The organism is Sphingomicrobium lutaoense, assembly GCF_014195685.1.
In the GTDB taxonomy this organism is placed as follows: Bacteria; Pseudomonadota; Alphaproteobacteria; order Sphingomonadales; family Sphingomonadaceae; genus Sphingomicrobium; species Sphingomicrobium lutaoense.
On sequence record NZ_JACICF010000001.1, the window covers coordinates 380651 to 401146 of the forward strand.

Annotated in this window: 17 protein-coding genes; 4 read left to right on the forward strand and 13 right to left on the reverse strand. The window is 63.1% G+C overall.

Annotated features, from left to right (window positions below):
- Window positions 1-4: 4 nt before the first annotated feature.
- The 8 genes from FHS50_RS01870 to FHS50_RS01905 form a co-directional block, all read right to left on the reverse strand.
- Window positions 5-1546 carry a TadA family conjugal transfer-associated ATPase gene (locus tag FHS50_RS01870; RefSeq protein WP_183932697.1) on the reverse strand — a complete coding sequence of 514 codons (1542 nt, stop codon included), beginning with the start codon at window positions 1544-1546 and terminating at the stop codon, window positions 5-7.
- Window positions 1547-1614: 68 nt separating this feature from the next.
- The gene (locus tag FHS50_RS01875) at window positions 1615-2910 is read right to left on the reverse strand and encodes an O-antigen ligase family protein (RefSeq protein WP_183932698.1); all 1296 of its coding nucleotides are present in this window, start codon (window positions 2908-2910) and stop codon (window positions 1615-1617) included.
- A gap of 194 nt (window positions 2911-3104) precedes the next feature.
- Window positions 3105-3362, reverse strand: coding sequence for an ATP synthase F1 subunit epsilon (locus tag FHS50_RS01880; RefSeq protein ID WP_183932699.1), 258 nt, complete (start codon window positions 3360-3362; stop codon window positions 3105-3107).
- The gene (locus tag FHS50_RS01885; RefSeq protein WP_183932700.1) at window positions 3362-3550 is read right to left on the reverse strand and encodes a glutathione S-transferase; all 189 of its coding nucleotides are present in this window, start codon (window positions 3548-3550) and stop codon (window positions 3362-3364) included. Before FHS50_RS01885 ends, FHS50_RS01880 begins: the two co-directional genes overlap by 1 nt.
- Window positions 3551-5008 carry a F0F1 ATP synthase subunit beta gene (gene atpD, locus FHS50_RS01890; protein ID WP_183932701.1) on the reverse strand — a complete coding sequence of 486 codons (1458 nt, stop codon included), beginning with the start codon at window positions 5006-5008 and terminating at the stop codon, window positions 3551-3553.
- Window positions 5009-5029: 21 nt separating this feature from the next.
- Window positions 5030-5908: a F0F1 ATP synthase subunit gamma gene (locus FHS50_RS01895; RefSeq protein WP_183932702.1), complete on the reverse strand. Its 879-nt coding sequence runs from the start codon at window positions 5906-5908 to the stop codon at window positions 5030-5032.
- Between the two features lie 26 nt (window positions 5909-5934).
- A complete protein-coding gene (gene atpA, locus FHS50_RS01900) occupies window positions 5935-7464 on the reverse strand; it encodes a F0F1 ATP synthase subunit alpha (protein WP_183932703.1) in 1530 nt (509 codons plus the stop codon).
- 4 nt (window positions 7465-7468) lie between these two features.
- Window positions 7469-8023: a F0F1 ATP synthase subunit delta gene (locus FHS50_RS01905; protein WP_183932704.1), complete on the reverse strand. Its 555-nt coding sequence runs from the start codon at window positions 8021-8023 to the stop codon at window positions 7469-7471.
- A gap of 205 nt (window positions 8024-8228) precedes the next feature.
- On the opposite strand from FHS50_RS01905, the gene FHS50_RS01910 reads away from it, so the two are divergent.
- Window positions 8229-9074: an alpha/beta hydrolase gene (locus FHS50_RS01910; protein WP_183932705.1), complete on the forward strand. Its 846-nt coding sequence runs from the start codon at window positions 8229-8231 to the stop codon at window positions 9072-9074.
- Between the two features lie 49 nt (window positions 9075-9123).
- A complete protein-coding gene (gene ada / locus FHS50_RS01915; RefSeq protein ID WP_246332917.1) occupies window positions 9124-10161 on the forward strand; it encodes a bifunctional DNA-binding transcriptional regulator/O6-methylguanine-DNA methyltransferase Ada in 1038 nt (345 codons plus the stop codon).
- On the opposite strand, the gene FHS50_RS01920 is transcribed toward ada, so the two are convergent.
- From FHS50_RS01920 to FHS50_RS01940, 5 genes are all read right to left on the reverse strand, one after another.
- Window positions 10158-11708 (reverse strand): cryptochrome/photolyase family protein, encoded by a 1551-nt coding sequence (locus FHS50_RS01920; RefSeq protein WP_183932706.1) that lies wholly within the window; start codon window positions 11706-11708, stop codon window positions 10158-10160. The two genes, ada and FHS50_RS01920, sit on opposite strands and share 4 nt — an antisense overlap.
- A gap of 107 nt (window positions 11709-11815) precedes the next feature.
- Window positions 11816-13390, reverse strand: coding sequence for a tetratricopeptide repeat protein (locus FHS50_RS01925; protein WP_183932707.1), 1575 nt, complete (start codon window positions 13388-13390; stop codon window positions 11816-11818).
- A 95-nt stretch (window positions 13391-13485) separates the two neighbouring features.
- Complete coding sequence (locus tag FHS50_RS01930) at window positions 13486-15651, reverse strand: primosomal protein N' (RefSeq protein ID WP_183932708.1); 2166 nt, start codon at window positions 15649-15651, stop codon at window positions 13486-13488.
- 87 nt (window positions 15652-15738) lie between these two features.
- Complete coding sequence (purC, locus tag FHS50_RS01935; protein WP_183932709.1) at window positions 15739-16527, reverse strand: phosphoribosylaminoimidazolesuccinocarboxamide synthase; 789 nt, start codon at window positions 16525-16527, stop codon at window positions 15739-15741.
- A gap of 142 nt (window positions 16528-16669) precedes the next feature.
- A complete protein-coding gene (locus FHS50_RS01940) occupies window positions 16670-17218 on the reverse strand; it encodes a PRC-barrel domain-containing protein (protein ID WP_183932710.1) in 549 nt (182 codons plus the stop codon).
- A 273-nt stretch (window positions 17219-17491) separates the two neighbouring features.
- On the opposite strand from FHS50_RS01940, the gene FHS50_RS01945 reads away from it, so the two are divergent.
- Window positions 17492-17992 carry a DUF2939 domain-containing protein gene (locus tag FHS50_RS01945; RefSeq protein WP_183932711.1) on the forward strand — a complete coding sequence of 167 codons (501 nt, stop codon included), beginning with the start codon at window positions 17492-17494 and terminating at the stop codon, window positions 17990-17992.
- A 225-nt stretch (window positions 17993-18217) separates the two neighbouring features.
- Window positions 18218-20467, forward strand: coding sequence for a DNA topoisomerase IV subunit A (parC, locus tag FHS50_RS01950; protein ID WP_183932712.1), 2250 nt, complete (start codon window positions 18218-18220; stop codon window positions 20465-20467).
- The last annotated feature ends 29 nt before the right edge of the window (window positions 20468-20496 follow it).

Below are 20496 nucleotides of genomic sequence, written 5' to 3' on the forward strand. Positions count from 1 at the left end.
CTTCCTAGAGGCAGGCCTCGAGATAAGGCTGGTCGAAGCCGAACTGCTTGGCCTTGTCGATCGTGTAGGGACGAAGGCCCATCGAAGCATATTCGCCGATGATCTTACCGTCGGGCGTCTCGTCATGATATTCGAACTTGAACAGTTCCTGCGTGACGATGACTTCGCCTTCCATCCCGATCACCTCGGTGATGTTGGTGGTCCGGCGCGTACCGTCGCGAAGGCGTTTCACCTGCACGATGAGGTCGACCGAGTCGGCGATCTGGCGCGAAATGGCTTCCTTGGGGATCTTGATGTCCCCCATCATCACCATGTTTTCCATACGGGCGAGACATTCGCGCGGGCTGTTGGAGTGCAGCGTCGCCATCGAACCGTCATGGCCAGTGTTCATCGCCGCCAGGAGGTCGAAACATTCCTGGCCACGGATTTCGCCGAGAATGATGCGGTCGGGACGCATACGCAGCGCGTTGATGACGAGGTCGCGAATGGAAATCGCGCCCTGGCCTTCGAGGTTGGCAGGCCGGGTTTCGAGCGGCAGCCAGTGCGGCTGCTGCAAGCGAAGTTCGGCGGCGTCTTCGATGGTGATCACGCGCTCGCCCGGGTCGATCATCTTCGACAGGGCGTTGAGCATGGTGGTCTTACCCGAACCCGTACCCCCCGAGATGACGATGTTCATCCGGCTTGCGCCCGCGATCTTGAGGACGGTTGCCATCTGCTCGGACATCGAGCCGAAACCGCGCATCATGTCGATGGTGATTGGCTTGTCGGAGAATTTACGAATCGAGATGGCGGTGCCCTTGAGGCTCAGGGGCGGGATGATCACGTTGACGCGGCTGCCGTCCTGCAAGCGGGCGTCGGCCAGCGGCGTGGTCTGGTCGACGCGGCGACCGACCTTGTTCACGATGCGCTGGGCGATCTGGAAAAGATGTTCCTCGTCGCGGAAGCGGATCTTCGAAAGTGACAATTTGCCCTTGCGCTCGACGAAGGTCTGGTCGGGGCCGTTGACCATGATATCCGAGACCGCCGGGTCGGCCAGCAATTCTTCGAGCGGCCCGAGACCGAGCAATTCGTCGACCAGCACCTTTTCCAGCGCGAATTGTTCGCGGCGGTTGAGGGTGATCTTGAGTTCGGCGAGGACCTCCGAAATGATCGGCCGGAATTCCTCGGCAAGCTCGTCCTTCCCCAGCGTGGCCGCGGCCTCGGGATCGACACGCTCGAGGAGGCGCGGGAGGACCTGTTCCTTGATCTTATGAACCGAGGCCTCGAAACCGTCGCCATCGTCGCCTTCGTCCGATTCCTGGTTGTTCATGCGTTTGTTCAGCTTGTCCATGGCGGTCAAGCTGGCGGCAGGAGAGGGGGAGCTAGGATTTGCCAACGGGTCTGCAGACGACACTTCTTCCTCGCCCAGATCCTCGACCGGGGGGAATTGCTTCCCGCCCTCGTCGCTGTCCTTGGGTTTGGGCACGCCGCTGCCCTTCATGGGCTTGGCCGAACCGAAACTGGGGCGTCCGCCGCCCATGCCACCGCGCTTACCGAAAGCGTTCATACTCTTGGTCCCGTTCCTTCAATAGGAGGTTCGGAATGGTGAATAAGGGACTAACCCCTAAGAAATAGCTAATCGTGGTTAACAATGGTCCTGCTGCTGGGATCATGGCGCGAAGCAAGCGCAATCGAGCCGCCAAGCGCGAAGAAGGCCATTGGCAGGGTATCGTAGAAGGGCCCGTCAAGATGACCGAGCGTGAAAAGGCTCACTAGGATCAGCAGGCCCGCTAGTTTCGTTTCGGGCGCCGCGCGCGTGGATCGAAAAGCCTTCCAAAGTAGAAGAAAGAGCAGGAGAATGGCCAAGCTGCCTGCGATCCATCCCCATTGGAAAAGAAGCTGAAGTTCGACATTGTGAGGAAACGCGAGCCGCGGGCGCAAATCCTTCGCGATGTGGAAGAACTGACCGTCGCCATAGCCCCAGAGAGGCATGACTGAAACATAGTCGAGCGTTCTAAGCCACACCTCAAGCCTCCCGGAGCTAATATCGGCATTATCCACAGCTCTCGCGACCGACTGGAAACCGACCGCTCGCCAAAGACCAAACATGCTGTTGGGGACGACATGGATGAAGGAGAGAAATGCCGCGGGGATCGCCGCGCCCATCGCCAGAGCGACCAGCCTCGCGCCCTTGCGTAGTCCGAGCGCGGCCGCGCCGACCGCGGTCGCCGCCAGAAAGCCGAGAAAGGGTCCGCGCGATCCCGACCAGAACAGAAGCGAAAGGGCAATTACCAACATCGCGACCGCAGCGATGCGCCATCGGCCCCGGAAGACCATCCCGCAAGCGAGCGCGAACACCGCGACCGTCATCAGATGGCTGCCGAGGTTACGGATATTCTGCGCGGTCATCCCGAAGAAATGCCAGCGGAAGCCTTCGGGCGCGGTCGCGATAAAAGCGATAACCGTGAGGAGATAGACGCCGAGCCCGACCAGGAGAAAACGTAGGAACGTAAGGCGATGGTCGTGCCAGTCACGGCTCAGCAGGCTGCACAGCGCGAAGGCAAAGAGCAGGTGCCACAGATTGATCAGCGTCTTCACCGTGGCGTAAAGCGGCGCGTGCTGCGCTTGCGTGGCGCCGAACAATGCCAGGGCGATCGTCACGATCAGCGCAGCTCCCACGGGCCGCGACAGCCGCGCCACGCTGGGCCCGAGACTGCGAAAACGGAAAATCGCCAACGCCATCACCGCCGCTTCGACCAGAAGCACGGGAAAAGCGAACTGGCGCATCGGATAAAGCGCCTGCGACCCGCCATGGTCCCAGGTCGCCCAGGCATAGAAAGCGGTCATCCCGGCAATAAGCGCCATCGCTAGTCGGTCGACGAGGCCCGGTTGGCGGGAAGAGGCGGCTTCAGGCAGGGGTGCGAGTGACATGCTGTCCCTTCATGCGGCAAATGTCGCGGAGGCCATCCTGCAGCCATGCGTGACAGGCTTGAAAGCGCTGGCTTGTCATCGATGTCCCCCGGAGTGTCGCCCGGAGCATAAGCAAAATCGCCAGCAGGTCACGCCCGCTGGCGAGGATCACAGAGATTTTCGTTGAGACGAGGAGCAGACTCCTCGGTAGAAGCTCAGCCTTCGATGCTTTCGGCCAGGATCGTGAGACCCTTGTCGCCCACTTCGGCGAAGCCGCCCGAGACCGCGATGCGTTCGGGTTCGCTGCCGGCGCTCGCATAGATTTCGATGGCACCGTCCTTCAGCGTCGTCATGAAGGGCGCATGGCCTTCCATCACGCCGAAATCGCCCTCGACGCCCGGCACCACGACCATATGGGCTTCGTCCGAGCGGACGAGCTTTTCGGGGGTCACCAGTTCGAACTGTAGCGCCATTATTTCTGTCCCTCGATCGCCGCGTCGAATGCGTTCACGGCTTTCTCAAATTTTTCCCGGCACCCGGGATTGCAGAAGCCGACGGTCTTTCCCTTGTAGCGGGTCAGGCTGTCGGCCTGGACGGGTCTGCCCGACCATGGGCAGACCCGGTTGAGGCAATCTTCGAGACGAAGATCGCCGCCAGCCATTTAGGCGTCGGCCGCCATCTTCTCGGCCTTGGCGACCGCATCCTCGATGCCGCCGACCATGTAGAAGGCGCCTTCGGGCAGGTGGTCATATTCGCCATTCACGACCGCCTTGAAGGACTTGATCGTGTCTTCGAGCTGCACGAACTGGCCCTTGATGCCGGTGAACACCTCGGCGACGTGGAAGGGCTGCGAAAGGAAGCGCTGGATCTTGCGGGCGCGGGCCACGGTCAGCTTGTCCTCTTCCGACAGCTCATCCATGCCGAGAATAGCGATGATGTCCTGGAGCGACTTGTACTTCTGCAGGATTTCCTGAACCGCACGAGCGGTTTCATAATGCTCTTGGCCAACGACACGCGGCTCGAGGACGCGGCTGGTCGAGTCCAGCGGGTCCACCGCAGGATAGATGCCGAGCTCAGAGATCGCACGGCTGAGAACCGTGGTCGCGTCCAAGTGGGCGAAAGAGGTGGCCGGTGCAGGGTCGGTAAGGTCGTCGGCCGGCACGTAGATGGCCTGGACCGAGGTAATCGAGCCCTTGTTGGTCGAGGTGATGCGCTCCTGCAGCGCGCCCATGTCGGTCGACAGGGTCGGCTGGTAGCCCACGGCCGAGGGAATACGGCCGAGCAGCGCCGACACTTCCGAACCCGCCTGGGTGAAGCGGAAGATGTTGTCGACGAAGAAGAGCACGTCCTGGCCTTCGGCATCGCGGAAATATTCGGCGATGGTGAGACCCGACAGCGCGACGCGGGCGCGGGCGCCCGGCGGTTCGTTCATTTGGCCATAGACCAGCGCCACCTTGGAGCCTTCCGAGATGGCTTCGCCCTTGTCGTTCTTCGCGATGACGCCGGCGTCGAGAAACTCGTGATAGAGATCGTTGCCTTCGCGGGTACGTTCGCCGACGCCCGCGAACACCGAGGTGCCGCCATGGCCCTTGGCGATATTGTTGATCAGTTCCTGGATGAGCACGGTCTTGCCCACGCCGGCACCGCCGAACAGGCCGATCTTGCCGCCTTTCGCGTAAGGCGCGAGAAGGTCAATGACCTTGATGCCCGTGACGAGAATGTCGGCATCGGTCGACTGGTCGACGAAGGCCGGAGCCTCGGCGTGAATGGGGGCGCTCTGCTCGGCACCGATCGGGCCGCGCTCGTCGATGGGTTCGCCCACCACGTTCATGATGCGGCCGAGGGTCTTGGGACCGACGGGAACCTCGATCATCGAACCGGTCGCCTTGACGTCCTGGCCGCGGGTCAGGCCCTCGGTGGAGTCCATCGCGATCGTGCGGACGATGTTCTCGCCAAGGTGCTGGGCGACTTCGAGAACGAGGCGGTTGCCGTTGTTGTCGGTTTCCAGCGCAGCGAGAATCGGCGGCAGTTCGCCGTCGAATTCGACGTCGACGACAGCGCCGATCACCTGGGCGATGCGCCCGGTCTGGGTCTTGGTGGCGGTCTTGGAGGGGGCCATGGGTCTTTTCCTTGCCTTCCGTTAGAGCGCTTCGGCGCCCGAAATGATTTCAACGAGTTCGGTGGTGATGGCAGCCTGGCGCTGCCGGTTATATCTGATCGACAATTTGTTGATCATGTCGCCGGCGTTGCGCGTGGCATTGTCCATCGCGGTCATCTGGCTGCCGTAGAAACCGGCCTGGTTTTCCAGCATGGCGCGGTAGATCTGGATGGCGACATTCTTGGGCAGGAGATCCGCGAGGATTTCCTCTTCGCCGGGTTCATATTCGACCGCCGCCGAAGCGCCCTTACCTTCGTCGGCCTCGGCCGGGACGACCGGGATCAGCTGGTCGACCTGCGGAACCTGGCTGAGCGTCGACTTGAACTCGGCATAGGCGAGGTGCGCGACGTCGAAACGGCCGCTTTCGAAGCGGTCGATGATATCGTCGGCAATCGCCTGCGCATCGCTATAGGCGGGGTTCTTGATCGCCGAGGTATCGTGCTGGCCGATGATCTTGCCCGGGAAGAAACGGTTCAGGATCGGGCGCGACTTGCGGCCGACGACATAGAAATAGACTTCCCTGCCGTCCGCGATCAGTTCTTCCGCCTTGGCGCGTGCGGCCTTGACGATGTTGCCGCTGAACGCCCCCGCGAGGCCCTTGTCGGCGGTCGCGACGATGATGAGATGCGTCTCGTCCTTGCCGGTGCCGGCGATCAGCTTGGGGCTCTGCGGCCCGACCGTGATCCGGCTGGCAAGCGAGGACACCACGCTCTGCAGGCGCGTCGCATAGGGACGGCCCGCCTCGGCGCGCTCGGTCGCGCGGCGCAGCTTGGCCGCGGCGACCATCTTCATCGCCTTGGTGATCTTCTGGGTCGACTTGACCGAGTTGATCCGGAGTTTGAGATCCTTGAGGCTGGCCATGCCAGTCTATCTCCCGTCAGCGACGATTAGGCGAACTGCTTGCCGAATGCGGTCAGCGCATCCTTGAGTTTCGCGGCGGTGTCATCCTCGAGCTTCTTGGTCTCGCGGATGGTCGAGAGAATGTCGCCATGCTCGGCGCGCATGTAACTCAGCATCGCGGCTTCATAGCGAGTCACGTCGGAAACCTCGACGCTGTCGATGAACCCGTTGGTGCCCGCAAAGATCGAGACGACCTGCTCTTCCATCGGCATCGGCTGGAACTGCGGCTGCTTCAGGAGCTCGGTGAGGCGCGCACCGCGAGCCAGCAGCTTCTGGGTCGCGGCATCGAGGTCCGAACCGAACTGGGCGAAGGCCGCCATTTCGCGATACTGCGCCAGCTCGAGCTTGATCGAGCCCGACACCTTCTTCATCGCCTTGGTCTGCGCGGCCGAGCCGACGCGGCTGACCGAGAGGCCGACCGAGATGGCGGGGCGGATGCCCTGGTAGAAGAGATCGGTTTCGAGGAAGATCTGGCCATCGGTGATCGAGATCACGTTGGTCGGAATATAGGCCGACACGTCGCCCGCCTGCGTTTCGATGATCGGCAGGGCGGTGAGCGAACCGGCGCCATTGTCCTCGTTCATCTTCGCGGCGCGCTCGAGAAGGCGACTGTGAAGATAGAAGACGTCGCCCGGATAGGCTTCGCGGCCCGGCGGACGGCGCAGCAGCAGCGACATCTGGCGATAGGCCACCGCCTGCTTGGAAAGATCGTCATAGACGATGCAGGCGTGCATGCCGTTGTCGCGGAAATATTCGCCCATGGTGCAGCCCGTGTAAGGCGCGAGGAACTGCAGCGGTGCCGGTTCCGAAGCGGTCGCGGCGACGACGATCGAATATTCCATCGCGCCGTTTTCTTCGAGCTGGCGGACGATCTGCGCGACGGTCGAGCGCTTCTGGCCCACCGCGACATAGATGCAGTAGAGCTTCTCGCTCTCGTCGCCGCTTTCGTTGATGCCCTTCTGGTTGATGAAGGTATCGATCGCCACGGCGGTCTTGCCGGTCTGGCGGTCGCCGATGATCAGTTCGCGCTGACCACGGCCGACGGGCACGAGGGCGTCGAGCGCCTTGAGGCCGGTCTGGACCGGCTCGTGCACCGACTTGCGCGGGATGATGCCCGGCGCCTTCACTTCGACGCGGCGGCGTTCGCTATATTCGATCGGGCCCTTGCCATCGATCGGGTTGCCGAGAGCGTCGACAACGCGGCCGAGAAGACCCTTGCCGATCGGCACGTCGACGATTTCGCCGGTCCGCTTGACGGTCGAACCTTCGGCCACGTCGCGGTCCGAACCGAAAATCACGATACCGACATTGTCATGCTCGAGGTTGAGGGCCATGCCCTTCACCCCGCCATCGAACTCGACCATTTCGCCGGCCTGGACATTGTCGAGGCCATGCACGCGGGCGATGCCGTCGCCGACCGACAGCACGCTGCCGATTTCGGTGACCTGGGCGTCGGCGTCGAAATTCTTGATTTCGTCGCGGATGACGCGGGAAATTTCTGCGGCGCGGATATCCATGAAATTAGCCTTTCATCGCCTGAGCGAGGGTATTGAGTTTGGTGCGAACGGAAGCATCGATCAGCTGGCTGCCCATCTGGACCTTGATGCCGCCGAGAATATCGGGGTCGACCGTGGCATCCACGGTCACGTCGCGGCCGACGCGGGCCGACAGTTTCTTCTGGAGGGCGTCGAGCTGCGCCTTGGAAAGCTTGTGCGCGCTGACGACTTCGGCGCGGGCCTCGCCGCGATGGTCGGCGACCAGCAGCGCGAAGGCCTTGGCCGCAGCGCTGAGCTGGTCGAGGCGGCCATTCTCGGCAAGCACGCCGAGGAAGTTGGCCGTCAGCCGGTCCAGCTTGAACTGGTCGGCAATCGCCTTGACCGCCCGAACCGCATCGTCGCGGCCCAGCGCGGGCGATGCGATGATCGCGCGCAATTCTTCTGATTCGCCGAGCGCGGCGTTCAGCGAATCGAGGTTCGCCGCCACCGTGTCGATCTGATTTTCGTCTCGCGCCAGGCCGAACAGGGCCGAGGCATAACGCCCCGCCAAGCTGGCCCGGATGCCGCCGGAATTATCCACGCGTCTCTCAAGCTCCAGACTAGAACATGACCCATGCAGTGAACGGGGCGCGGCGGTCCTCGCATGAAAACCGTGCGCCCCCCCATGGGTTGGCGCGCCCCTAGCAAGGGGTGGGAGAGGATGCAAGGCAGTGCGACGGCTTGGATGAAAAAGGCTGTGCTTTCCATGCCCGGGAGCCGCCATCTGCCGTTGTTTTCGGGCGCGCTTGCCCGCGCGCGCGAATCGCGGCACCTTCCTGAAGGTGATGCGCCGGACCTCGCGAATCCTCTTGCGGCTGTTGATCGCCGCGCTGATTGCTGCTGCACTCTCGCTCGCCATGCTCACTGCCATGCAACGCCAGATGATCTATCCGGGAGCGGGCAGCGATGCATCGCCCTGGCAACAACCGCCCGCCCGTTTTGACGTCGTCGAACTGGCGACCCGTGACGGGCTGGTGCTCAAGGCGCTTTTCCGGCCGCCCGAGGTGGGCCAGCCCACGCTTCTTTTCTTTCACGGCAATGGCGACAGCGCCTTTTCCTCGGCGCATTGGCTCGCCCCGCTGATGCAGGACGGGCGCGGTGCCCTGCTGGTCAATTATCGCGGCTATCTCGGCAATCCCGGCAGCCCTGACGAAGCGGGCCTCTATGCCGATGCCGAAGCCGGCGCAGGCTATCTCTCCGAACGCGGCATCGACCGCAGTGCCATCGTGGTCGGCGGTTTTTCGCTGGGGACGGGAGTGGCCAGTCATGTCGCTTCGTCAGGCGGCTACAAGGGCCTGTTCCTCGTTGCGCCCTTCACTTCGATGCAGGACGCGGCACGGCACCATTTTCCCTGGGCACCGGTGTCCTGGCTGATGCGCGACCGTTATCCCACGGTCGAACGGATTGCCGCGATCGATGCGCCGCTTTTGATTGTTCATGGCAAGGAGGACCGGATGATCCCCGCCGAACATTCGCTCCGGCTGGCACAGCTTCGCCCCGACACGCGCCTCCGCCTTGTCGAGCGGGCCGGACATAATGACATCGCACGCCCGGCCACGCCGCTGATCGCCGAATGGCTCGATACGCTTTGAGCGCAAGATTCGGGAAGCGGAGGGCGCGCCCCCCGGCTACACTAACCCCATGATGAACCGGATGAATGACGAACAATGCTGGCAAAGCGTCCTTGCCCGTGACCGGCAGGCCGACGGGCACTTCGTGACGGGCGTGCTGACGACTGGCATCTATTGTCGCCCCTCCTGTCCCGCGCGCCACCCCAAGCGGACCAATGTGCGTTTCTTCGCCGAGCCGACCGAAGCGCGCGAAGCCGGATTGCGGCCCTGTCGCCGTTGTCATCCCGATGCGGTCGCTCCCGACGAACAGGCGGTGGCGTCTGCCGTACGCAGGCTTGATGAAGGGCCCGCCACGCTGGACGAATTGGCGCAGCTGACGGGTTATTCGCCCGGCCATCTGCAGCGCATCTTCAAACGCGCGCTCGGCGTCTCGCCCGCGGCCTACGCCCGCGCAAGGCGCGCCGAAAAAGGGCAAAGGGCACTGGCGAACGCCGACACGGTCACCGATGCAATCTATGACGCGGGATATGAAGCGCCGAGCCGCTTCTATGCCGATGGAAGGAGAATGGGGATGGCACCTTCGGCTTGGCGCAAGGGAGGCGAGGGCGTGACGATCCGCTATTCGATCGTCGAAAGCGCGCTTGGGCCCATGCTGGTCGCCGCGACCGACGAGGGTATCTGCCGCTTGAGCTTCGACGAGGATGCAGAGACGCTCCGCCGCGCTTTTCCCAAGGCCGATATCCGCGAGGATGACGGAAGGATCGCCGCCTGGGTCGAAGGCGCGCTCGAAGCGGTGCGCGCGCCGCTCACGATGCCCGACCTTCCGCTCGACGTGGCAGGCACCGCTTTCCAGGAAGCGGTCTGGCAGGAATTGCGCAAGATTCCGCCGGGCGAAACCCGCACCTATGCCGACATCGCCGCCGCGATCGGGAAGCCCGGTGCGGTGCGTGCCGCGGGCAGCGCCAACGGCGCCAATAATGTCGCGGTGCTCATTCCCTGCCACCGCGTCATTCGCTCGGATGGCGGGCTGGGCGGCTATGCTTACGGGGTGGAACGCAAGGAAAAGCTGCTGGCAGCCGAGGGAGCGAGCGAGAAAACGCTTCTCTAGCGCGCCCAGCCGTCCTCGGCGGGTTCGAGCGTCGCGAGGAAATTCTCGGCGCTTTGCCGATATTCCTCGCGGCGCGCCTCGTGCATCCGGTCCCATGTCGAATAGACCCGCGACAGGCGGTGATTGTTACCGAGCTTGTCGCGGTGGCGGTCGAGGAAATGCCAGTAGAGCGCATTGAACGGGCAGGCGTCCTCGCCGACCTTTTTCGACACCTTGTAGGGGCAGGACGGGCAGTAATCGCTCATTTTGTTGATGTAATTGCCGCTCGCGGCATAGGGCTTGGATGCCATCTTCCCGCCGTCGGCGAACAGCGCCATGCCCACGACATTGGGCATCTCGACCCATTCATAGGCGTCGGCATAGACGACGAGGAACCAGTCCTGCACCGCCTTGGGGTGCGTGCCCGCCAGCATCGCGAAATTGCCGAGCACCATCAGGCGCTGGATATGATGCGCATAGGCATGGTCGCGGGTCGAGCGGACGGCCTCGGACAGACACAGCATGTCGGTTTCGCCGGTCCAATAGAAGGCGGGGAGGGGGCGGTCGTCGCCAAGGAAATTCTCCTCGCCATAGCCGCGACCCTCCCACCAATAGACCCCGCGGATATATTCGCGCCATCCGAGGATCTGGCGAATGAAGCCCTCCACTGCCTCGATGGGGGCCTTCCCGTCGCGATAGGCCTGCTCCGCGCAGCGGCAGCAATGCATCGGGTCAAGCAGGCCGAGATTGATCGAGGTCGAAAGCAATGCATGGTTGAGGAAATCCTCGCCGATCAGCATCGCGTCCTGCGTCGCACCGAAGCCCGGAAGGCGACAGGCGATGAAATGGTCGAGTGCTTCTGCGGCTTCGCTCGCGGTGACGGGCCATGCGAACTTCTCGAGCGAGCCGAAATGATCGGAAAAGCGTTCCTCCACCAACGCGAGCACTTCCTTGGTGCAGCTATCGGGTTCGAAGCGTGGCGTCTCGGGAAAGGTCGCGTCGTCGGGGGCGCTCGACCGGTTTTCCTTGTCGAAATTCCACCGGCCTTCGACGGGCTCCTCGCCGTCCATCAGAAGCCCCGTGCGGCGGCGCATCTCGCGGTAGAAATATTCCATCCGCAGCCCGTCGCGCCCCTGCGCCCAGGCAAAGAATTCGTCGAGAGTGCAGAGGAAGCGCGTGTCCGGCAGGATCGTGACGGGCAGGCCGAACCGGTCCTCCCATTCGCCGATCGCGTCCATCACGCGATATTCGCCCGCCTCGGTGATACGGATGGCATTCGCTTCGTGCCGCTCGCAGGCCCGCTGGACCTCGCCCGTCAGGCTGCCTGAATTGGCGGGATCGTCGAGCCGGACATAATCGACGCGATAGCCCTTCTCCTCCAGCTCGGCGGCGAAATGGCGCATCGCCGAAAAGATAAGCGCGATCTTCTGGGGGTGATGTTTGACGTAACGCGCTTCGTCCCACACCTCCATCATCAGGACGACATGGTCGCCATCCTCGGGCGCCTCGGGCAGAGAAGATAGGTCGTGGCTCAGCTGGTCGCCTAGGAGGGGGATGAGGGTGGTCATAGGAGGAGAACCTCCCGCGGCGCCCCTTTTCTCCGGATGCGCCCATAAAAAAGGCGGCGAACCCGTCGGTCCGCCGCCTCCCATTTCCATGATGCGATCTGCCGCGATCAGCCTTCTTCGGCTTCCTCGGCTTCGACTTTCGCCTTGGCATATTGCTGGTCGATGATCGCGGTGCCTTCCTCGGCCTTGCCCTCGGCGAGCAATTCCATCGCCTTGCGCAACTGTTCGACATCGTCATTGCCATGCGGCGCGAAGACGAGCGGGTTGAGAAGGCGCGCGGCAATCTCCGCCTTTCCTTCGCGCGCAAGCTGGCGAACGAGGATGAAACGTACCTGGCTGTCATAAGGCGACAGGCGATAGGCGGTTTCGAGCGCGATGATCGCGTCCTCGGGCGGCTCGACCCCTTCATCGAGGTAGGTCATGTAATATTCGAAGAAAGGCCGGGCATCGGACCGATCGCGGTCGGCGGCGGCGATGAAGTGACGCCGCGCGGTTTGCCAGTCGCCCTGGCCGTCCTCGGCATGTTCGACGGCGATCCGCGCGAGATAGAGATGGCCCTCCGATATGTCGTCGTCGAGCGCGATGACGCGCCGTGCGGCCGCTTCGGCGCGGTCATATTCGCGCGCGTCGAACTCGGCCTCGGCCAGCGTCAGGGCGACCAGCGGCGAATTGGTCTGGAGGCTTGCCTTGTCGCGCACCGCACGGGCGATGCTGCGCGCTTCGTCGCGATCCACGCCGCGCTTCGAGCGCATGCGATATTCGATGATATCCTCTTCCTCGTCGGTCAGCTTGCGCAGCTCGACCTCGGGCTCGCTGTAATTGGCAGGTATCACGTCATAGCCGGGCAGGTCATCACCCAGATAGGAACGCACGTCGCCGTTCAATTTGTCGAGATCGCCAAAGGCCTGCTTCGCGGCGTCCATGCTGGCGACGCCTTCGTTGATGAGCTTGAGGAAAGTGCCCAGCTGCCCCTGCCGTTCGGGCGCGAAGGTGAGATAATGCACGAGTAGCCAGCCCGTGCTGTACCAATTTGCCTGGTCGAGGCCGGTCAGCTTGCGCTCGGTCTCGAAAATGCGCTTCACCGGATAGGGCGGACCCGACTTGAGAAATTCCCCGCGATATTGCGGCGGGTTGCCGAGGTGGAAACTGCCGTCATCGTCGAAGGTCATCTGGCCGTAAAATTCGGCAAAGCCCTCGCGATACCAGCCGGGATAGGTGGCGGCGAAATGCTGGAACATGAAATGATGCGCATATTCATGGAGCAGGATGCTGTTCACATCGAGCTTCACCCGCTTCTTGTGCGCTTCGCGGCTGCCGACGCGCCGATCGCCCCTGAGCGGGGAAAATGCCACCGAACCGCCCGCGCGTGGAATGTAGAAGCCGCGCACCCCCGAAGCGCGTGACCCTGCCAGCGCGGCGATGTCCCGCCCGTCGCCCCAATGGAAGACGGTGACGCGCTGGGCATCGCTGTCGGCGGGCTTGAAGGGAATATTCTGCACCGATCGCATCGAGCGGTCGTAGCGCTCGAGAAGTCCCGCGAAGCGCTCGGCCTGCGACTTGGAACCGGCGGAATAGACCACGAACTGATCGGTCCTGGCTTCGTACCAGTCCGCCATGGCCGCCCCCGGCACCATGGTCGCTGCGACCGTCGCCGCCAGAAAATGCAACTTCAAACCCCGCACACCCGCTCTCCAAAAAGTTGTTCAATGACCAAGGGATAACGGATGGGGAGCATTTGGAAAGGGGGTCTTGGGTCCACCCTCTTTCGACGAACGGGTCAGACGAAACTGTAAGGATCGACATCCACCGCGACGCGCACCTTGGCGGGCCAGTCGACGCCGGACAGCCACTCACGGATTACTGCCTGCACGTCGAGCTTGCGCTCCGCATGGACGAGCAATCTTTGCCGATGGCGACCGCGCAGCATCGCGAGCGGGGCCGGGGCCGGGCCGTAAATTGCAACTCCGTCGATCTTCGGGCGCGCATGGCCAATCGCGGCAGCGGTGCGCTCTGCATCGGTCTGGTCCTCGGCCGAGACGATGATGGCCGCGAGCCGGCCGAATGGCGGCATCGCAGCGCTTCTCCGCGCTTCGGTCTCGGCCTCGAAAAAGGCAGGACCGTCGCCCGACACCAGCGCCGCGATCACCGGCGCGTCGGGATCATGCGTCTGCACCAGCACGCGGCCCGGCCGCTCACCACGTCCGGCGCGCCCCGCGACCTGGCTGATCTGCTGGAAAGTGCGCTCGGCTGCACGAAGGTCGCCGCCCTGCAGGCCAAGGTCGGCATCGACCACGCCGACCAGCGTGAGGTTGGGGAAATGATAGCCCTTGGTGACCAATTGCGTTCCCACCACGATGTCGATCTCGCTTGCTTCCATCGCGCGCACGAATTCGGCGGCGCGCGCAGGACTCCATACCGTATCGGAGGTGACGATCGCGGTGCGCGCCTCGGGGAACAGCTGCTGCACTTCGTCGGCGATCCGCTCGACCCCTGGCCCGCAGGCGACGAGGCTATCTTCCTCCTCGCACTCGGGGCACAGACGCGGTGGTGGCATGACATGGCCGCAATGATGGCAGGCAAGGCGGTGCATCAGCCGATGTTCGACCATCCACGCCGTGCAATTGGGGCAATTGAAGCGATGCCCGCAATGGCGGCACAAGGTCAGCGGGGCAAAGCCGCGCCGGTTGAGAAAGAGGAGCGATTGCTCGCCCGCCTCCAGATTGGCTTCCAGTTCGCGCACCAGGCGGGGCGCCAGCCAATTGCCTCGCGCCGGAGGGTCATGCGTGAGGTCGACGGCCTCGATATCGGGCAGCTGCGCGCCTGCATGTCTTTCGCGCAGACAGACCTCGTCATAGCGGCCGATTTCGACCATGTGCCGCGTCTCGATTGCCGGCGTGGCCGAAGCGAGGATCACCGGAAATTTTTCGAAATGCCCGCGCATCACGGCAACGTCGCGGGCATGATATTGGACGCCTTCCTCCTGCTTGAAACTCGCTTCATGCGCTTCATCGACGATGATCAGCCCGAGATCGCGATAGGGAAGGAAAAGGCTCGACCGCGCGCCCACCACCACCTTGGCCGACCCGTCGGCAATCGCTCGCCACGCCCGCCGCCGCTCGGACGCGCGAAGATCCGAGTGCCAGGATACGGGCGCGCATCCGAACCGTTTCTCGAAGCGCGAAAGAAAAGGCTCAGTCAGCGCGATTTCCGGCAGGAGGACGAGCACTTGCCGATCCTGCCGCAGAGCCTCTGCAATCGCTTCGAAATAGACTTCGGTCTTGCCCGACCCGGTCACGCCGTCGAGCAGGATGGGGTCGAACCCCTTGCCAAGCGCCGAGCGTAGCCGATCGGCCGCCGCGCCCTGCTCCGCGCTCAATGTCGGGGGGGCATGGTCGGGATCGGGAAGAGAGAAGGGCGCATCGGCCTCGACCGCGACGGCCTCGAGCGCGCCATGGTTGACCAGCCCGCGAATGACCCCGTCCGACACGTCGGCCAGCCGCGCCAGTTCGCGCACACTGCCCTGGCGCCCCTCGATTTTCTCCATTGCCTGTCGCCGCTGCGGCGTCATGCGGTCGGGGAGGCTGCCGGTCGGCCGATATTCGGTCAGCTGGCGAGGCGAAGCGAAGGCCGCGCCCGGAAGGATCATGCGCAGCACGCTCGCCAGCGGCGAGAGATAATAGTCTGCGGTCCACTCGGCGAGGCGGCGAAGCGGCTCGGCGATCGGCGAGACGTCTTCCTTGGCAAGGAATGGGCGCAAGCGGTTGTCGCCGACTTCCTCGGTCGGAAGCCGTTCGGGCTCCCACGCCACCCCGATCAGCTGTCGCGGACCAAGCGGCACCGTCAGGATATCGCCCGGTTGCGCCACCACGCCCTGCGGCACGCGATAGTCGAGCGGGCCGAGCGCGGCATTCAAGGTTACCACGCGCACACGCGGGAGCGCCATCAGGAGGCTCCTGCCGGAAGAATGGGAAACAAGCCGCTCACCCGCGCCAAGGTGGGGCAGCGACGAGAGGCAGGCAAGACTTTGCTCTTATTTGTCGCGCTTCTTGCGATGCTCGTCGAGATCGAGAACCGCGCCCGCTTCCTCGCCATCCTCGGGGTTGAGAAGCCCCAGGCGCCGCGCCACTTCCTGATAGGCTTCGCCCACTTCGCCAAGATCCTGGCGGAAGCGGTCCTTGTCGAGCTTGCGGTTGGTCTTGACGTCCCACAGGCGGCAGCTGTCGGGGCTGATCTCGTCGGCGAGGATCACGCGCGAGAAATCGCCGTCCCAGACGCGCCCGAACTCGAGTTTGAAATCAACGAGCTTAATGCCGATCCCCGCGAACATACCGCACATGAAATCGTTGATGCGGATCGCCATGTCGGCAATGTCGTTCATCTCGTCCTGGCTAGCCCAGCCGAAGCAGGCGATATGCTCGTCGGCGATCAAGGGATCGCCCAGCGCATCGTCCTTGTAATAATATTCGATGATGGTGCGCGGCAGCTGAACGCCTTCCTCGAGCCCGAGCCGCTTGCACAGCGTGCCCGCCGCGACATTGCGCACCACGACCTCGATCGGAATGATCTCGGCCTGGCGGACGAGCTGCTCGCGCATGTTGAGGCGACGGATGAAATGGGTCGGCACGCCGATCGTCGCGAGCGAGGAGAAGATATGCTCGGAAATGCGGTTGTTGAGCACGCCCTTGCCCGCGATCTGGCCCTTCTTCTGGGCGTTGAAGGCAGTCGCATCATCCTTGAAATATTGGATGATCGTGCCGGGCTCTGGTCCTTCGTAGAGGATCTTGGCCTTGCCTTCGTAAATCTGCCGACGTCGTGCCATGCCGTCCTTCATCGCTTGAGTGAGCGCGGGCTATACGGCAGGGCGGCGGACCAAGCAATCGTAGCTTTGAGCCAAGCACAAAAGGATGCCCCGGCATCCTCGACGAGAGAATGCCGGGGCCACCACGATCTGTCGCGAGCGGTTACTCGCCAGCGAGATAGGTCGTGGTGATCACCTCACCGGAAATGGCGAGCTTCGACGCGGGAATCTCTACCACATCGCCATTTTCGAGCGTGACTTCGAGGCCGACGACAGCGCCGGTCTTTTCGTTGACAATGAGATCCGAGACCGAGCCAATCGCGGCACCGTCGCCATCCACAACGGCGGACCCCGTGGTCACCGCGGACAGGTCTACGCCCAGAGCGGCGAGCGCGCTGTTACCCGATGCATTGGCGAGACCCCATACATTGGCGTGGGCCTTTCCTTGGCTCGTCGCCCGCTGTTGCACCATTGGATCGGGCATTTCGACCTTCGTGTCCACTTGCGTGTCGGCATTGGCCCGCGCCCTGGCATCAGCATTGGCCGGAGGCGTCTTGATCTTGGCCCCGGCGCCAACGCCGACATTGACCTTCGCCTGCGGGACGCCGGAGACGACCTGCGCTGCGGCAGGCAGGGTCGCGAGCCCACCAAGAGCGAGTGCAATGGGTAGATGCTTAAACATGGTAACTCCATCTTTTTCGCCGGCAATCATGGCCGTGCGGGGTTCAGAACCTCTGCCGATGGGGCCCAGTTTCCTGCCGTTTATGTGCCGTTCAGCTATTAATGGCGGTTCGGTTCGGTTTAGCGGCGAGGTGCCGAGCGGTTAATTGCGGGTCACGCCAAGCCGAGGGGCCGAGCGGACATACGGAATCTGGCGGGAAAGGGGATTGCCGACACCGCGCGCGTCCCGGGGGCGACAGGCGCTTGCTCGGTACGCCGCGTTGTGGTGGGGTGCTTTCTTCACGATCCCTGTGGGTGAATGTCGATGCGCAAATTGATTGCCTTGTTGCTGGTTATCGCAATTGCAGTGGGCGGCTGGTGGTACGCCAGTCCGCTGATGACGCTGAAATCGATGCGTGATGCGGGGTTGGCGGGTGATGCAGAGGCCGTGTCCGCGCATATAGACTATCCTGCACTGCGCGAGGACATGAAGAAGGAAATGTCCCTACTCATCGCGCGCCAGGCCCAGACCGATCCCGGCCCGCTGGGCGAGGCAGGCACGGCCTTCGCCCAGTCGATCATCAGCCCGATGGTCGATCGCTTGATCACGCCTGAATCCATGGCCGAAATGTTTGATGCCACCCGTCAGGCCCAAGGCGCCCCGCTCCCTGCCCTAGGCGGCGAAAAGGAACTTGAGATCGACCGCCAAAGCCTGAACCGCTTCACCGCCCGAGCCGAAGGCGAGGAAGCGGGGCTGGAGTTCGCCCGCGACGGCTTGAGTTGGAAATTGGTCGGTGTGGACGTTGGTGAGGGCAGCAGCCTTTAGGCCTTCGCATCGAGCGCGTAGAAGCTGCCGCTTTGCCGCGCATCGTGCATTATCTGCGCGACAGCATTCAACAATTCAGTTTCGGCTTGGGCGCGACAAAATTGCGCCACGGGCCTATATGTTGTGGGGTTCCCTCGCGTGGGAGCGCCGCAAGGACGCCGAGGAAAATGAGACCTTGTCCAAGTTCGGGATGACGCCCCACACACCGCTTGCTAACCCACTCCCATGACCACCGAACTCGATTCCATCATCGACGAACCTTTCTCCAGCGCCCTCTCCGAGCGCTACCTCGTCTATGCCCTGTCTACCATCACCGCGCGTTCTCTTCCGGACGTTCGCGATGGGTTGAAGCCGGTGCATCGCCGCTTGCTCTGGGCGATGCGGCTTTTGAAGCTTGATCCGGCAGGGGCGTACAAGAAATCGGCTCGCGTGGTGGGCGATGTCATCGGCAAATATCATCCGCATGGCGACCAGTCGGTCTATGACGCGATGGTGCGGCTCGCACAGGATTTCTCGCTGCGCTATCCGCTGGTCGAAGGGCAGGGCAATTTCGGCAATATCGACGGCGATAATGCCGCCGCCTACCGCTATACCGAAGCGCGGCTGACCAAGACCGCGATGCGCCTGATGGCGGGGCTCGACGAAGGCACGGTCGCCTTCCGCCCCACTTATAATGGCGAGGAAGAGGAGCCCGAGGTCTTTCCGGGCCTCTTCCCCAACCTGCTCGCCAATGGCGCGGCGGGGATCGCGGTGGGCATGGCAACCTCCATTCCCCCGCACAATGTCGGCGAACTGTGCGACGCCACCGTCCACCTCATCGACAATCGCCGCGCTGACGATGGCGAACTGATGCAATTCGTCAAAGGCCCCGACTTCCCGACCGGCGGCCTGCTCGTCGATGACGAGGCGATCATTGCCAAGGCCTATGTCACGGGGCGGGGCTCCTTCCGCATCCGTTCGCGCATCGAGCAGGTGAAGGAAAAGGGCGGGGCCTGGCACCTGGTGGTGAGCGAAATTCCCTATGGCGTCTCCAAGGGCAAGCTGATCGAACAGATCGCGGGCCTCATCGCCGACAAGAAGCTGCCGATCCTTGCCGACGTGCGCGACGAAAGCGCCGAGGACATCCGCATCGTCCTCGAACCCAAGAGCCGGACGGTCGATCCCGACCTGCTTCTCGAAAGCCTGTTCAAGCTCACCGATCTCGAAAGCCGCTTCGCGCTCAACCTCAACGTCCTCGAGGACGGGCGCACGCCGGGGGTGATGAGCCTCAAAGAAGCGTTGCTCAGCTGGATCGACTTCCAGATTGACGTGCTGGTCAACCGCTCGAACCATCGCATCAACAAGATCGATGCGCGGCTCGAACTTGTGGAAGGTTTCATTATCGCCTTCCTCAACCTCGACCGGGTGATCGAGATCATCCGCACCGAGGACGAGCCCAAGGCCGTGATGATGGCCGAATTCAAGATCAGCGACCGCCAGGCCGAGGCGATCCTCAACATGCGGCTGCGCAGCTTGCGCAAGCTCGAGGAAATGGCTTTGAACGAGGAGCGCGATGCGCTCATCAAGGAGAAGGAAGGCCTCGAACAGCTGGTCGCCTCGCCCGCGCGGCAAAAGACGCGGCTCAAAAAGGATCTCGCCGCGCTCGCCAAGGAATATGCCGACGACAAGCGCCGCACCGGCCATGAAGTCGCCGAGGTCGCCAAGGATCTCGACTGGACCGCGATGATCGAGAAGGAGCCGATCACCGTCATCCTGTCGAAAAAGGGCTGGATCCGCGGGATGAAGGGCCATGTCGATCTGGCCGGCGTCGCCGACATGAAATTCCGCGAAGGCGACGAAGCTGACATCCACTTCCACGCCTACACCACCGACCGCATCGTCATCATGGCGGCCAACGGACGCGTCTTCACCATCGGCGGGGACAAGCTGCCGGGCGGACGCGGCTTCGGGGAGCCGGTGCGCCTGATGATTGACTTGGATGGCGAAGTCGAAATCGTCGCGGCGATGCCCGTGGCGGCCGAAACGAAATTGCTCGTTGCCGCCGACGATGGCCGAGGCTTCCTGACCAGCGGGGAAGCGGTGCTCGCCGAAACGCGCAAGGGCAAGCAGCTGATGAACCTCCGCAAGGGCGCGAAAGTGCAACTGCTCAAGCCCGTCGCCGACGATGCCGACGCGATCGCCGTGGTGGGCGAGAACCGCAAGCTGCTCGTTTTCATGGCCGAGGAAATGCCCGTCCTCGCGCGCGGAGCAGGGGTGCAGCTCCAGCGCTATCGCGATGGTGGCCTGTCGGACGCGATGGCGTTCAAGCTCGAAGAGGGGATCAGCTGGGCGATGGGCGGCGGCAATCGCAACCGCACCGAAAGCGACATGCGTCCATGGAAGGTCGCGCGCGGCGCCGCGGGGCGCATGGCACCGACCGGATTCCCGCAAAACAACCGCTTCGTTCCGCCCGTCGTCAAATCGGATGATGATTGATCTACATTAATTGACGCGAAAACGTGAAA